This is a genomic window from Actinosynnema mirum DSM 43827 (genome assembly GCF_000023245.1).
GTDB lineage: Bacteria > Actinomycetota > Actinomycetes > Mycobacteriales > Pseudonocardiaceae > Actinosynnema > Actinosynnema mirum.
The window spans coordinates 2,445,076-2,456,808 of the sequence record NC_013093.1 but is presented as its reverse complement, the minus strand read 5'-3'; the positions used below and the strand labels follow the sequence as shown (position 1 = coordinate 2,456,808).

Genomic DNA, 11,733 nt, shown 5'->3' with positions numbered 1-11,733 from the left:
AGCCCGTTCCACAGCTCCGGTTCACCACGCCGGGGACCGCCGACGCCGCGTCCGGGCTGTAGGCGTACGGCGGGTTGGCGAACGGCGCGACCCCGCCGCCCTCGCCCACCGCGTACCCGTGGCCGTGGCCGTGTAGCAGTTGTTGCAGACGTGCCCCTTGCCGTAGAGCACGCGGGGCATCCGCTGGTCGACCAGCTCGGCGAACCAGTTGTGGTGGAAGGCCGCGCTGAGCTTGCCGACGTCGGTGGCGTCGTTGTCGGTGCCGATCAGGGTCTTGTTGGAGGCGGTGTCGAGGGCGAGCGCGGACCCGTTGAGCGCGCCGTCCCGGTTGTCGTCGAGCAGGTCGCCGCCGGTGTGCAGCGACTGGTTGCCGAGCTGGTAGTAGGCGTTGGCGGCGCGGGTGGTGCGCGGGCCGGTGATGAAGTGGTCGCCGACGACGTCGTGCAGGAAGTGGCCGCTGGAGTTCCCGGCCGTGTAGGCGGCCTGGTAGTTGTAGACGACGTTGTTCACGAACTGGGTGTTGCCCTTGATGGGGTTGCGCCCGTGGGAGTTCGCGAACAGGTTCCGGCGCCAGGTGAACGGGCCGGTCTCGGTGTGCGCGCCGAACTGCTGGTTGATCGGGTTGGCGTTGATCGAGTTCTGCACGGTGATGCTCGTCGGGGTAGAGGTCGCCCTGGCGGAAGCGCCAGGTTGGTGATGGTGACGTCGGCGTTGACCCCGCCCCGCCACTGGCTGCTGACCGCGTACGCGACGCGGCACCCGGTGGAGGTGAGGACGACCGCCGCGCCCGCGCAGGCCGAGGCCCGGCGGTGCGCGAGAGGGGACATGAGGGCATCTCCACGGTGAGATGGGTGTCGTGGGGGCGCGTTGCCCCCACGACACAGACACCGGGGTGGAGCGGCCGATAACGCCGGGCGGGCGGGGACCACCCGGCCGGGCCAGCGCGGGACGTGGCCGCTGCGCAGCTGGCGCAGGGCAGCTGGCGCAGGGCGGCTAGAGCAGCGCGGCGGCGGTCAGGGTGAGCATCGACAGGGCGGTCGTCACCAGGACCGTGTTGCGGGTGGTCGACGTGCCGGGCAGGTAGCGGGTGGCCACGACGTGCACGTTCTGCGCGGTCGGCAGGGCGGCGCAGACGATCGCGGCGCGGCGCAGGTCGCCCTCGACGTCGAGCAGCACGCAGAACGCCAGCGCCAGCAGCGGGTGCGCGAGCAGCTTGAGCGCCACCGCCGTCCACAGCGCGGCCCTCGGCTCGACCGGGCGCTCGACGGGGTCGCCCGTCGCGAGGTCGTCGGCGTGGCGGCGGCCCGCCAGCGACATGCCCAGCCCCACCAGCGCGGTCGGCACGCCCGCCGCGCCCAGCGCCGCGATCGGTGCCAGGAGCATCTGCGGCGGGTCCCAGCCGGTGGCGGCCACCGCGACGGCCAGCACGGAAGCGCCGATCACCGGGTTGCGCACCGGCAGCAGCGCGAGGGTGCGCAGGACCCGCCCGCCCGCGCCCGCCTCCAGCGCGCCGAGCACGATCGGCATCATCACCAGCGGCTGGAACAGCAGAACGGCGGCGATGAACGACGAGTCCCCGAGCACGCCGATGGCGATGGGGATGCCGAGGTTGCCCGCGTTGACGTACCCGGACGCCATGCCGCCGAGGACGCGCTGGTCGTGCGGGGTGCGGAACAGCTTCCAGTGCAGCAGGTAGCCCGCGACGCACACCACGGCGGTGGAGGCGACGAAGGCCAGCACCCCGGCGTTGGCGAGCCGGGAGGGATCGGTGTCGATCAGGGTGGTGAACAGCACCGCGGGCATGGCCAGGTGGAACGCGAACCGGCCGAGGGCCTGCTCGGCGCCCCGCCCCAGCACGCCGCCGCGCGCCGAGGCGAAGCCGATCCCGGTCAGCACCCAGATGGGCAGGAACCCGCCGAGCACTCCGCCCACGGTCAGCTCACGACCGCGGCGGACCTGGCTGTCACAGGTGCCGGTAGACGTCTTCGAGGCTCAGGCCGCGACCCAGCATGAGCACCTGGACGCGGTAGAGGAGCTGGGAGACCTCTTCGGCGAGGCGGTCGTCGGACTCGTGCTCGGCGGCGATCCACACCTCGCCCGCCTCCTCCAGCACCTTCTTGCCCTGGGCGTGCACGCCGTCGGCCAGCGCCTGCGTGGTCGCGGACCCCTCGGGGCGGGTTCGGGCGCGTTCGCTCAGCTCGGCGAACAGCTCGTCGAAGGTCTTCACGGTGCCTGATCCTCGCATCCCCCGGTCGGCCCCGAGCAGCGGGCTCCGGCGGGCGGCCTCAGATCCGGTACTCCGGACCGGTGAACGGCCAGGCCTCCGCGATCCAGCGGGGGACGAACTCGTCGAGGGCGCGCTCGACGTCGGTGCCGACGAGCGGGTCGACCACCCACCAGGAGATCCGGGCGTCGGCGGGGGCGTCGGCGGGGTCGATGTAGACGCAGCCGAGGAGCTCGGTCTCGTCGGCGTCGAACAGCGCGTAGTTGAACGACTCGTGCGCCTCGATCTCCCGCTCGTGGCGGGCGAGGTCCTCCCGGTCCTGCTCGACGGTCATCGTCGCCGGGGGCCAGCCCCAGGCCTCGCCGTACAGGGACCAGAGGCGGTCACGGGAGTTCATGACGGCCGGGTAGTCGAGTTCGGTGTCGGACTCGCGGATGGGCCGCAGGTGGTGACCCGTGCCGATCTCGGCGCGGAGGGGGTGGGCGAAGTCGGTGGGGAGCCAGGCCATGGCGGTGATCGTGCCCGGTGGGGGCGGTGGGCGCGAGCGGGTTTCCCGTCCGCGCCCGCGGCCCCTACTCCGCAGGCCCTACTCCGCTGCCCCTACTCCGCAGCCCCGAGCCGGTCGAAGCCCAGCCCCCGGTTCAGCACCGCCATCACCCGCGCCTTCACCCGCATCGGCAGCAGCGACGACACCACGATCATCGCCGCGTTGGCCTTCATGCCGGGGATCGACACCGCCCGGCCCGACCGGACGTGGTCGAGGACGTCGCGGGCCACCCGTTCCGGGGTGTCGTACGCGCGCGGGTCGATGGTGACGTCCTTGCCGTCGAAGAAGGCGGTTCGGATGGCTCCGGGGTTGACCGCCACGACGCGCACGCCGGTTCCCCGCAGCTCCACGCGCAGCGCCTCGGTGAACGAGCGCACGTACGCCTTCGTCGCGCCGTAGCTCGCCTGGTACGGCACCGGCAGGTAGCCGGCCGTGGAGCCGACGTTCACGACCGTGCCCCGGCCGGCCCGGCGCATCGCCCCGGCGATGTGGTGGGTCAGCTCGGTCAGGGCCTCCACGTTCAGCGCGATCGAGTCGACGTGCTCGGCCAGCGGCGTGCCCAGGAACGGGCCGACCGAGCCCGCGCCCGCGTTGTTGAGCAGCAGGTCGATCGGCTGCTCGCCCAGCTCGGCCAGCGCCGCGCGGCGGGACGTGCGGTCGGTCAGGTCGGCCGCGATCACCCGCGTGGTCACGCCGGTGCGCGCGCGCAGCTCGTCGGCCAGCTCGTCCAGCGCGGCGCGCGAGCGGGCCACCAGGACCAGGTCGGCGCCACGCGCGGCCAACTCCTCGGCCAGCGCCCGGCCCAGCCCCTTCGTCGCGCCGGTCACCAGCGCGGTCGTCCCCCGGTAGGTCATGCCTTCCCCCACTTCCGGTAGCGGCGCAGCGCGGGGCGGCGACGCAGTCGTTCGGTCAGCAGCGCCCTGAGCGGGCCGGTGGAGCGGTCGCGGTCCGCGGCGAGGTCTTCCATCCTGGCGTGGACCAGGGCCTGCACGGCGGCGGAAGAGAGCTTCTTGTCGGGCCAGTTCACCCGGACGGGCGTGGCCTCCGCGTGCTCGCCCGCGATCCAGGCGTGCGGCAGGTCCGGGTCCACGGCCAGCGCGGTGCCCACGCCGACCACGGACGCGCCGCTCTCCAGCACCCGCCGGGCCACCGGCAGCCGCCGCACCCCGCCGGTGATCATCACCGGCAGCGGGGCGTCGGCGAGGATCGACGCGGCGGCGTCCAGGAAGTACGCCTCGCGGGCCAGGGTGCTCTCGTCGGCCGCGTGGCCCATGATCGCCAGGCTCTCCAGCGAACCCCCGGACAGCTCGACCAGGTCGACGCCCGCCCCGGACAGCATCCCGATCACCTCGGCCGCGTCCTGCGGCTGGAAGCCGCCGCGCTGGAAGTCCGCGGTGTTGAGCTTGACGCCGACCGCGAAGCCGGGCGAGACCGCGCCCCGCACCGCCGCGACCACCTCCAGCAGCAGCCTCGCCCGCGCCGCCAGGTCGCCGCCGTAGCCGTCCGCCCTGCGGTTGACCAGCGGCGACAGGAACTGCCCGATCAGGTACCCGTGCGCGGCGTGCACCTCGACGCCGTCGAACCCGGCCCGCTCGGCCTGCGCGGCGGTGTCGGCGAACCGGGCCACGACCTCGGCGATCTGCTCACCGGTCATGGCGACCGGCGTCGCGTACAGCCAGGTGAACGCGCCCATCTCGACCCGCTTGGCCGATGCCGACCAGGCGAGCCCGCCCTGGTCGGCGAACACCACCCGGCCGGGGTGGTTGATCTGCATCCAGACCTGACCGCCGCCGGAGCGCGCCGCCGACGCCCAGCGCCGGAACGGCTCCAGGTCGGTCCCGGCCTCCAGGACCACGTCGCGCGGGTCGGCCACGGCCCGACCGTCGACCATCACGTGCCCGGTGATCAGCAGCCCCGCGCCGCCGCGCGCCCACCGCCGGTGGAGCGCGATCAGCTCGTCCCCCGGCAGCTGGCCGTCCACCGCCAGGAACTCCTCCAGCGCGGCCTTGGCGACGCGGTTCGGCAGCACCGACCCGCTCGCCAGCCGCAGCGGATCGCCCAGCGCCGCCACCACCTCCCTCGGCCTGCCCGTCCCGCCCATGCGCACCCCTCATGTGTGTACAGCGTCCACATTGTTGACGCCGCACACATTTACAGCTCAAGTGTACGATGTCAACATGACTCGGGCGACGTACCACCACGGCGACCTGCGGGCCGCGCTGCTGCGCTCGGCGCTGGAGCTGCTGGAGTCCTCCGGGAGCGACGGCCTGTCGCTGCGCGCGGTGGCCCGCGCGGCGGGCGTGTCCCCCAACGCCCCGTACCGGCACTACGCCGACAAGGAGGCCCTGCTCGCGGCGCTGGCCGTGCACGGGTTCGGCGAGATGGCCGAGCGGGTGATCGCGGCGCTCGCCACCGCCGCGCCCGAGGACCTCGTGGTGGTCGTGGTGACCGAGGGCGTGCGGCACGGGCTCGCGAACCCCGGCCTGCACCAGCTGATGGTGGACAGCACGTGCAGCACCCGCCCCGAGGTGCAGGAGGCGTCGGCGCGGGCGCTGGCCGAGGTCGCGGCCTCGCTGGGCGTGACGACGACCTGCACCGACGAGACCGGCGCGCTCGCCACCGGCGTGTGGGCGCTGGTGCACGGCCTGTACGCGCTGCTCAGGGACGGTGCGGTGCGACCGGGGCCGGGCGAGGACGTGGACGCGCTCGTGGCGCGGATCGTCCGGGCCACCGTCGGCCCGCTGCCGGGGGTCGCGGGTGCCTGACTACGCGCCCGTGCTGTCCGCGCTGCGCGAGATCCGGGTGATCAGCCCGTTCTTCGCGCTCGACGTCGGCCGCCCCGACCACACCTGGCACCCCGGCGCCGCGCTGCTGGACGGCACGGGGCTGCCCGCCGCGCTGGACGCCATCGCCGCCCGCTACCGGACCGCCGAGCGCCGCGTCGCCGGGTCGCTGTTCTTCCTCGCGCACACCGCGCGCCTGCTCAGCCCGGTCACCGCCGCGAGCGCGCTGGGCCTGCCGGTCCCGGACGTGCGCCCGGAGAACCTGTGGTGGCGCTACGACCCGGACGGCCTGCGGGTGCGCCTGGCCGAGCCCGTCGCGGCCACCGGGGACCTCACCGCCGCGCTGGCCCCGGTGGTCGCGGCGGTGCGCGCGGCGTCCGGGGTGGCCGAGGGCCTGCTGTGGGGCAACGCCGCCTCGAACGTCGCGGGCGCCCTGCGCACCCTCGCCCGCACTCCCCCGCCGCGGCGCCCGGTCGACGCCGAGACCTGCGTCGCGAAGGGCCGCGAGCTGCTCGCCGCGGGGAAGCTCGCGGACACCGGCGACTTCATCGACTTCCCCGGAGAGGTCGCCTTCCGCCGCCGCTCCTGCTGCCTGTACTACCGGGTGGCGGGCGGGGGCACCTGCGGCGACTGCCCCCTCCCGCCCCGCTGACCGCCCAGCCCGGCAGCCTCAGCCCAGCAGCTCCGCGAGCACCACCGCGTCCACCCCGATCAGCGACTCCCGGAACACCCGCCGCTCGCCCTGCGGCACCGGGATCTCGCACGGCACCACGAGCACGGTGCACCCGGCGGCCACCGCGGACCTGGTTCCGGTCGGCGAGTCCTCCACCGCCACGCACCGCTCCGGCTCCGCCCCGAGCAGCCGCGCGGCCTTCAGGTACGGGTCGGGCAGCGGCTTGTTGCGCCCCTCCACCTCGTCGCCGCACACGGTCACGTCGAACAGGTCCCGCCCGAGGGTGTCGAGCGCGACCTCGGTGAGCCTGCGGTCCGTGGAGGTCACCAGCGCCATCGGCACCCCGGCGTCGCGCACCGCCCGCAGCGCCTCCTGCGCGCCCGGCCGCCACGGCAGCCCTTCCCGGAACACCTCCTCGGTGCGGGCGAGCAGCCAGCGCCCGCCCTCCTCGAGGCCCTCGGGCGTGGCCTGGAGGCCGACCTCGTCGAACAGGATGCCCATGGTGGTGGGCAGGTTCGAGCCGATGATCCGCTGCCTGGTGGCCGGCGACAGCGTCCCGCCGCGCTCCTCGGCGAACTCGTGGAGGGGGATGTCCCAGAGCTTCTCCGAGTCCAGCAGCGTTCCGTCCATGTCCCACAGGACGGCGGCGGGGGTGCGCACTCTCGATCTCCTCTTCTCGCGACGAAGCGGCGCGCCCCCGTTCGGGGGACGCGCCGCCGGGTCGTTCCGACGTGCCGCTCGACCTTGAGCGATGGGCCGCGTGGGCCGGGGGTCAGGCGTTGAAGTACTTCGCCTCGGGGTGGTGGGCGATGAAGGCGTCGGTGGACTGCTCGGGGTGCAGCTGGAGCTCCTCGGACAGCTTCACGCCGATGCGGCCCGGTTCGAGCAGCGCGACGACCTTGGTCCGGTCCTCCATGTCGGGGCACGCCCCGTAGCCCAGGGAGTAGCGGGCGCCCCGGTAGCCGAGCTTGAAGTACTCCTCCACGTCGGCCGGGTCCTCGGCCGCGACGACCCCGCCGCCCGGCCAGGTCAGCTCCTCGCGCACCCGCTTGTGCCAGTACTCGGCGAGCGCCTCGGTGAGCTGCACGCCCAGGCCGTGCACCTCCAGGTACTCGCGGTACGCGTCCTTGGCGAACAGCTCGTTGGCGTAGTCGGCGATCGGCTGCCCCATGGTGACCAGCTGGAACGGCACCACGTCGACCTCGCCGGACTCGCGCGGGCGCCAGAAGTCGGCCAGGCACAGCCGCCGGTCCCGCTTCTGCCGGGGGAACGCGAACCGGGTCACCTCGGGCGCGTCCACCGACGGCTCGCCCAGGATCACCAGCGAGTCGCCCTCGGACACGCACGGGAAGTACCCGTAGACCACGGCGGCGTGCGCGAGGACGCCCTCGGTGGCCAGCCGCTCCAGCCAGTAGCGCAGCCGGGGGCGGCCCTCGGTCTCGACCAGCTCCTCGTAGGACGGTCCGCTGCCGCGCGAGCCGCGCAGCCCCCACTGGCCCATGAACGTGGCGCGCTCGTCGAGCAGCGCCGAGTAGTCGCCCAGCGGCACGCCCTTGACCACGCGGGTGCCCCAGAACGGCGGGGTGGGGACGGGCAGGTCGGCGGCCACGTCCGAGCGGGACACCGGTTCCGGCTCGGGCTGGGCGGCCTTGCGCTCGGCGGCGATGCGCAGCGACCGCTCGCGGCGGGCCTTGCGCTCGGCGGCCTTGCGCTCGGCCTCCGGGTCGATCAGCGGGGACTCGCCGCGCTTGGCCGCCATGACCGCGTCCATCAGCCGCAGGCCCTCGAACGCGTCGCGGGCGTAGCGGACCTCGCCGAGGTAGGTGTCGGTGAGGTCGTTCTCCACGTACGCGCGGGTGAGGGCGGCGCCGCCGAGCAGCACCGGCCAGCGGGCGGCGACCCCGCGCGAGTTCATCTCCTCCAGGTTCTCCTTCATGATCACCGTGGACTTGACGAGCAGGCCGGACATGCCGATGGCGTCGGCGCGGTGGTTCTCGGCGGCGTCGAGGATCGCGCTGATGGGCTGCTTGATGCCGAGGTTGATGACCTCGTAGCCGTTGTTGGACAGGATGATGTCCACCAGGTTCTTGCCGATGTCGTGCACGTCGCCCTTGACGGTGGCGAGCACGATGCGGCCCTTGCCGCCGTCGTCGGAGCGCTCCATGTGCGGCTCCAGGTGCGCGACGGCGGTCTTCATGACCTCGGCGGACTGGAGCACGAACGGCAGCTGCATCTGGCCGGAGCCGAACAGCTCGCCGACGGTCTTCATGCCCGCCAGCAGGGTGTCGTTGATGATCTGGAGCGCGGGCCGCCGGGTCAGCGCCTCGTCCAGGTCGGCCTCGAGGCCGTTGCGCTCGCCGTCCACGATGCGCCGCTGCAACCGCTCGAACAGCGGCAGCGCGGCCAGCTCCTGGGCGCGGGTGGCCTTGGACGCGGAGGTGGTGACGCCCTCGAACAGCTCCATGAGCCGCTGCAGCGGGTCGTAGCCCTCACGCCTGCGGTCGTAGACCAGGTCGAGCGCGACGGCGCGCTGCTCGTCGGGGATGCGCGCCATCGGCACGATCTTGGAGGCGTGCACGATCGCGGTGTCCAGCCCGGCCTGCACGCACTCGTGCAGGAACACCGAGTTCAGCACCTGCCTGGCGGCCGGGTTGAGGCCGAAGGACACGTTGGACAGCCCGAGCGTGGTGCGCACCTCGGGGTAGCGGCGCTTGAGCTCGCGGATGGCCTCGATGGTCTCCACGCCGTCGCGCCGCACCTCCTCCTGGCCGGTGGAGATGGGGAAGGTCAGGCAGTCGATGATGATGTCGCCGTGCCGCAGGCCCCAGTTGCCGACCAGGTCCTCGATGATGCGGATGGCCACCCGGACCTTCCACTCGGCGGTGCGGGCCTGGCCCTCCTCGTCGATGCACAGGCCGACGACGGCCGCGCCGTGCTCGGCGACCAGCCGCATGATGCGCTGGAACCGCGAGTCCGGGCCGTCGCCGTCCTCGTAGTTGACCGAGTTGACCGCGCAGCGCCCGCCCAGGTGCTCCAGACCGGCCTGCAGCACCTCGGGCTCGGTGGAGTCGAGCATGATCGGCAGGGTGGACGCGGTGGCCAGGCGGGAGGCGAGCGCGGACATGTCGGCGACGCCGTCGCGGCCCACGTAGTCGATGTTCAGGTCGATCAGGTGCGCGCCGTCGCGGGTCTGGTCGCGGGCGATGCCGACGCAGTCGTCCCAGCGGTCGGCGAGCATGGCCTCGCGGAAGGCCTTGGAGCCGTTGGCGTTGGTGCGCTCGCCGATCATCAGCACGGACGCGTCCTGCTGGAACGGCACGGCCTGGTAGAGCGAGGACACGCCCGGCTCGGGGCGCGGGCGGCGGGTGGTGGGGCCGAGGTCGCGCACGGCGGCGGCGACCTGGCGGACGTGCTCGGCGGTGGTGCCGCAGCAGCCGCCGACCAGGCGGGCGCCGAACTCGGTGGCGAACCCGCGCAGCGCCTGCGCCAGCTCCTCGGGGCCGAGCGGGTAGACCGCGCCGTTGGGGCCGAGCTGCGGCAGGCCCGCGTTGGGCATGACCGAGAGCGGGATGCGGGCGTGCTTGGCGATGTGCCGCAGGTGCTCGCTCATCTCGGCGGGGCCGGTGGCGCAGTTCAGGCCGACCAGGTCGATGCCGAGCGGTTCGAGGGCGGTGAGGGCGGCGCCGATCTCGGAGCCCAGCAGCATGGTGCCGGTGGTCTCGACGGTGACCTGGGCGATGATCGGCACGCGCAGGCCCTCGGCGTCCATGGCGCGCCTTGCCCCGACGATGGCGGCCTTGGTCTGGAGCAGGTCCTGCGAGGTCTCGACGATGATCGCGTCGGAGCCGCCGACCAGCAGGCCGCGGATCTGCTCCACGTAGGAGTCGCGCAGCACGGAGTAGGCGACGTGGCCGAGGGTGGGCAGCTTGGAGCCGGGGCCGACCGAGCCGAGCACGAAGCGCGGGCGTCCCGGCTCGGAGTGCTCGTCGGCGGCCTCGCGGGCGAGCTGGGCGCCGAGGCGGGACAGCTCGAAGATGCGGTCCTGGATGCCGTAGTCGGAGAAGTTGGACAGGTTCGCGCCGAAGGTGTTCGTCTCGACCGCGTCGGCGCCCGCCTCCAGGTAGCCGCGGTGCACGGCGCGCACCACGTCGGGCCGGGTGGTGTTCAGGATCTCGTTGCAGCCCTCGTGGCCTGCGAAGTCGTCGAGGGACAGGTCGAACGACTGGAGCATGGTGCCCATGGCCCCGTCGGCCACGACCACGCGTTCGGTGAGTGCGTCCAGCAGGGGGGACGAGACACGATCCGACATGGCGCCAGCCTACGACGTCAGGGGCGCCCGAAGGGTCGTAGGCTGGCCCGGTGACCGATCCGGACCAGGCCGCCCAGACCCCCTTCGACCCCGACGAACCCCTCACCAACCCGATCATGGTGGCGGCGTTCGAGGGGTGGAACGACGCTGGAGACGCAGCCAGCACTGCGATCGAGCACCTGCAGCTGACCTGGGAGGCCAAGCCGCTGGCGGAGATCGACCCGGACGAGTACTACGACTTCCAGGTGACACGACCCACAGTCCGCATGGTGGACGGCATCACCCGGCGGGTCGAGTTCCCGACGACCCGGCTGACCGTGTGCAGACCACCCGGTTCGGCGACGGACGTCGTGCTGGTGCACGGGATAGAGCCCAACATGCGGTGGCGCAAGTTCGCGGCCGAGCTGCTCGGGCACATCGAGCGGCTGGGCGTGACGACCGTGGTCACGCTGGGCGCGCTGCTGATGGACACCCCGCACACCAGGCCGGTCCCGGTGTCGGGCACCGCGTACGACCCGGCCGCCGCCGCGAAGTACGGGCTGGAGCAGACCAAGTACGAGGGTCCGACCGGGATCGTCGGCGTGTTCCAGGACATGTGCGTGCAGGCGGGCATCCCGGCCATCTCGTTCTGGGCGGCGGTGCCGCACTACGTGTCGCAGCCGCCCTCGCCCAAGGCCACGCTCGCCCTGCTGCACCGGGTGGAGGAGGTCCTGGACGTGGAGGTTCCGCTCGGGGCGCTGCCGGAGCAGGCCGAGGAGTGGGAGCGCACGGTCAGCGAGATGGCCGACGAGGACGAGGACGTGCGCAACTACGTGCGGGCGCTGGAGGAGCGCGGCGACGCGGAGATCGAGATCACCGAGGCGAGCGGGGACGCGATCGCGGCGGAGTTCGAGCGGTACCTGCGGCGGCGCGGGCGCGGTCCGGGCCGGGGTCCCTCGGGGCTGTGAGCTGCGGGGACCCGCGTCCCCGGAGTCCGGTTCGGACGGTCCGGGCGGGTCGCCGCCCCCCTGCACCCCCCTGATCCCGCGCCGGGAGCCCTCGTCGCTGCGCGTTCCCGCACGCGGGACCGGTCTGCGGGGCGCGCTCCCCCGCGCGGCGCCACCCGGTCGGGGCGTTTTCCCGGTGAACGGGCCGAGCGGGGCGCTACCGGCGGTGGTCACGCGCCTGCGGTTGCCCCGCCCGAGCAGAACTCACCCG

The 11,733-nt window shown here is 73.5% G+C and carries 11 protein-coding genes; 3 read left to right on the top strand and 8 right to left on the bottom strand.

The window, feature by feature from the left end; translation table 11 throughout:
* Positions 1-21: 21 nt before the first annotated feature.
* The 6 genes from AMIR_RS40125 to AMIR_RS11105 form a co-directional block, all read right to left on the bottom strand.
* On the bottom strand, positions 22-645 hold the full coding sequence (locus AMIR_RS40125) for a pectate lyase family protein (RefSeq protein WP_041836703.1): 624 nt from the start codon (positions 643-645) through the stop codon (positions 22-24).
* 348 nt (positions 646-993) lie between these two features.
* Positions 994-1,932, bottom strand: a complete 939-nt coding sequence (locus tag AMIR_RS11125) for an AEC family transporter (protein WP_015801050.1) — start codon at positions 1,930-1,932, stop codon at positions 994-996.
* A 31-nt stretch (positions 1,933-1,963) separates the two neighbouring features.
* A complete protein-coding gene (locus tag AMIR_RS11120; RefSeq protein ID WP_041836702.1) occupies positions 1,964-2,227 on the bottom strand; it encodes a phosphoribosyl-ATP diphosphatase in 264 nt (87 codons plus the stop codon).
* A gap of 58 nt (positions 2,228-2,285) precedes the next feature.
* Complete coding sequence (locus tag AMIR_RS11115) at positions 2,286-2,732, bottom strand: GNAT family N-acetyltransferase (RefSeq protein WP_015801048.1); 447 nt, start codon at positions 2,730-2,732, stop codon at positions 2,286-2,288.
* A gap of 92 nt (positions 2,733-2,824) precedes the next feature.
* A complete protein-coding gene (locus AMIR_RS11110) occupies positions 2,825-3,625 on the bottom strand; it encodes an SDR family NAD(P)-dependent oxidoreductase (protein ID WP_015801047.1) in 801 nt (266 codons plus the stop codon).
* Complete coding sequence (locus AMIR_RS11105; protein WP_049796792.1) at positions 3,622-4,872, bottom strand: oxidoreductase; 1,251 nt, start codon at positions 4,870-4,872, stop codon at positions 3,622-3,624. Before AMIR_RS11105 ends, AMIR_RS11110 begins: the two co-directional genes overlap by 4 nt.
* A gap of 76 nt (positions 4,873-4,948) precedes the next feature.
* On the opposite strand from AMIR_RS11105, the gene AMIR_RS11100 reads away from it, so the two are divergent.
* Together AMIR_RS11100 and AMIR_RS11095 are read left to right on the top strand one after the other, a co-directional pair.
* Complete coding sequence (locus AMIR_RS11100; RefSeq protein ID WP_015801045.1) at positions 4,949-5,536, top strand: TetR/AcrR family transcriptional regulator; 588 nt, start codon at positions 4,949-4,951, stop codon at positions 5,534-5,536.
* The gene (locus tag AMIR_RS11095) at positions 5,529-6,206 is read left to right on the top strand and encodes a (2Fe-2S)-binding protein (RefSeq protein ID WP_015801044.1); all 678 of its coding nucleotides are present in this window, start codon (positions 5,529-5,531) and stop codon (positions 6,204-6,206) included. The genes AMIR_RS11100 and AMIR_RS11095 overlap by 8 nt, the downstream gene beginning before the upstream one ends.
* Before the next feature lie 18 nt (positions 6,207-6,224).
* On the opposite strand, the gene AMIR_RS11090 is transcribed toward AMIR_RS11095, so the two are convergent.
* Positions 6,225-6,857, bottom strand: a complete 633-nt coding sequence (locus AMIR_RS11090) for an HAD family hydrolase (protein WP_041837613.1) — start codon at positions 6,855-6,857, stop codon at positions 6,225-6,227.
* A gap of 142 nt (positions 6,858-6,999) precedes the next feature.
* A complete protein-coding gene (gene metH, locus AMIR_RS11085; RefSeq protein ID WP_015801042.1) occupies positions 7,000-10,536 on the bottom strand; it encodes a methionine synthase in 3,537 nt (1,178 codons plus the stop codon).
* 50 nt (positions 10,537-10,586) lie between these two features.
* Between metH and AMIR_RS11080 the strand changes: the two genes are divergently transcribed.
* The gene (locus AMIR_RS11080; RefSeq protein ID WP_015801041.1) at positions 10,587-11,483 is read left to right on the top strand and encodes a PAC2 family protein; all 897 of its coding nucleotides are present in this window, start codon (positions 10,587-10,589) and stop codon (positions 11,481-11,483) included.
* Positions 11,484-11,733: the final 250 nt, after the last annotated feature.

What these genes read in the sequence shown, in the direction of transcription:
- AMIR_RS11115 (WP_015801048.1), bottom strand. Translation starts at nt 2,732, where the DNA reads ATGGCCTGGCTCCCCACCGACTTCGCCCACCCCCTCCGCGCCGAGATC.
- AMIR_RS11110 (WP_015801047.1), bottom strand. Translation starts at nt 3,625, where the DNA reads ATGACCTACCGGGGGACGACCGCGCTGGTGACCGGCGCGACGAAGGGG.
- AMIR_RS11105 (WP_049796792.1), bottom strand. Translation starts at nt 4,872, where the DNA reads ATGGGCGGGACGGGCAGGCCGAGGGAGGTGGTGGCGGCGCTGGGCGAT.
- AMIR_RS11100 (WP_015801045.1), top strand. Translation starts at nt 4,949, where the DNA reads ATGACTCGGGCGACGTACCACCACGGCGACCTGCGGGCCGCGCTGCTG.
- AMIR_RS11090 (WP_041837613.1), bottom strand. Translation starts at nt 6,857, where the DNA reads ATGGACGGAACGCTGCTGGACTCGGAGAAGCTCTGGGACATCCCCCTC.
- metH (WP_015801042.1), bottom strand. Translation starts at nt 10,536, where the DNA reads ATGTCGGATCGTGTCTCGTCCCCCCTGCTGGACGCACTCACCGAACGC.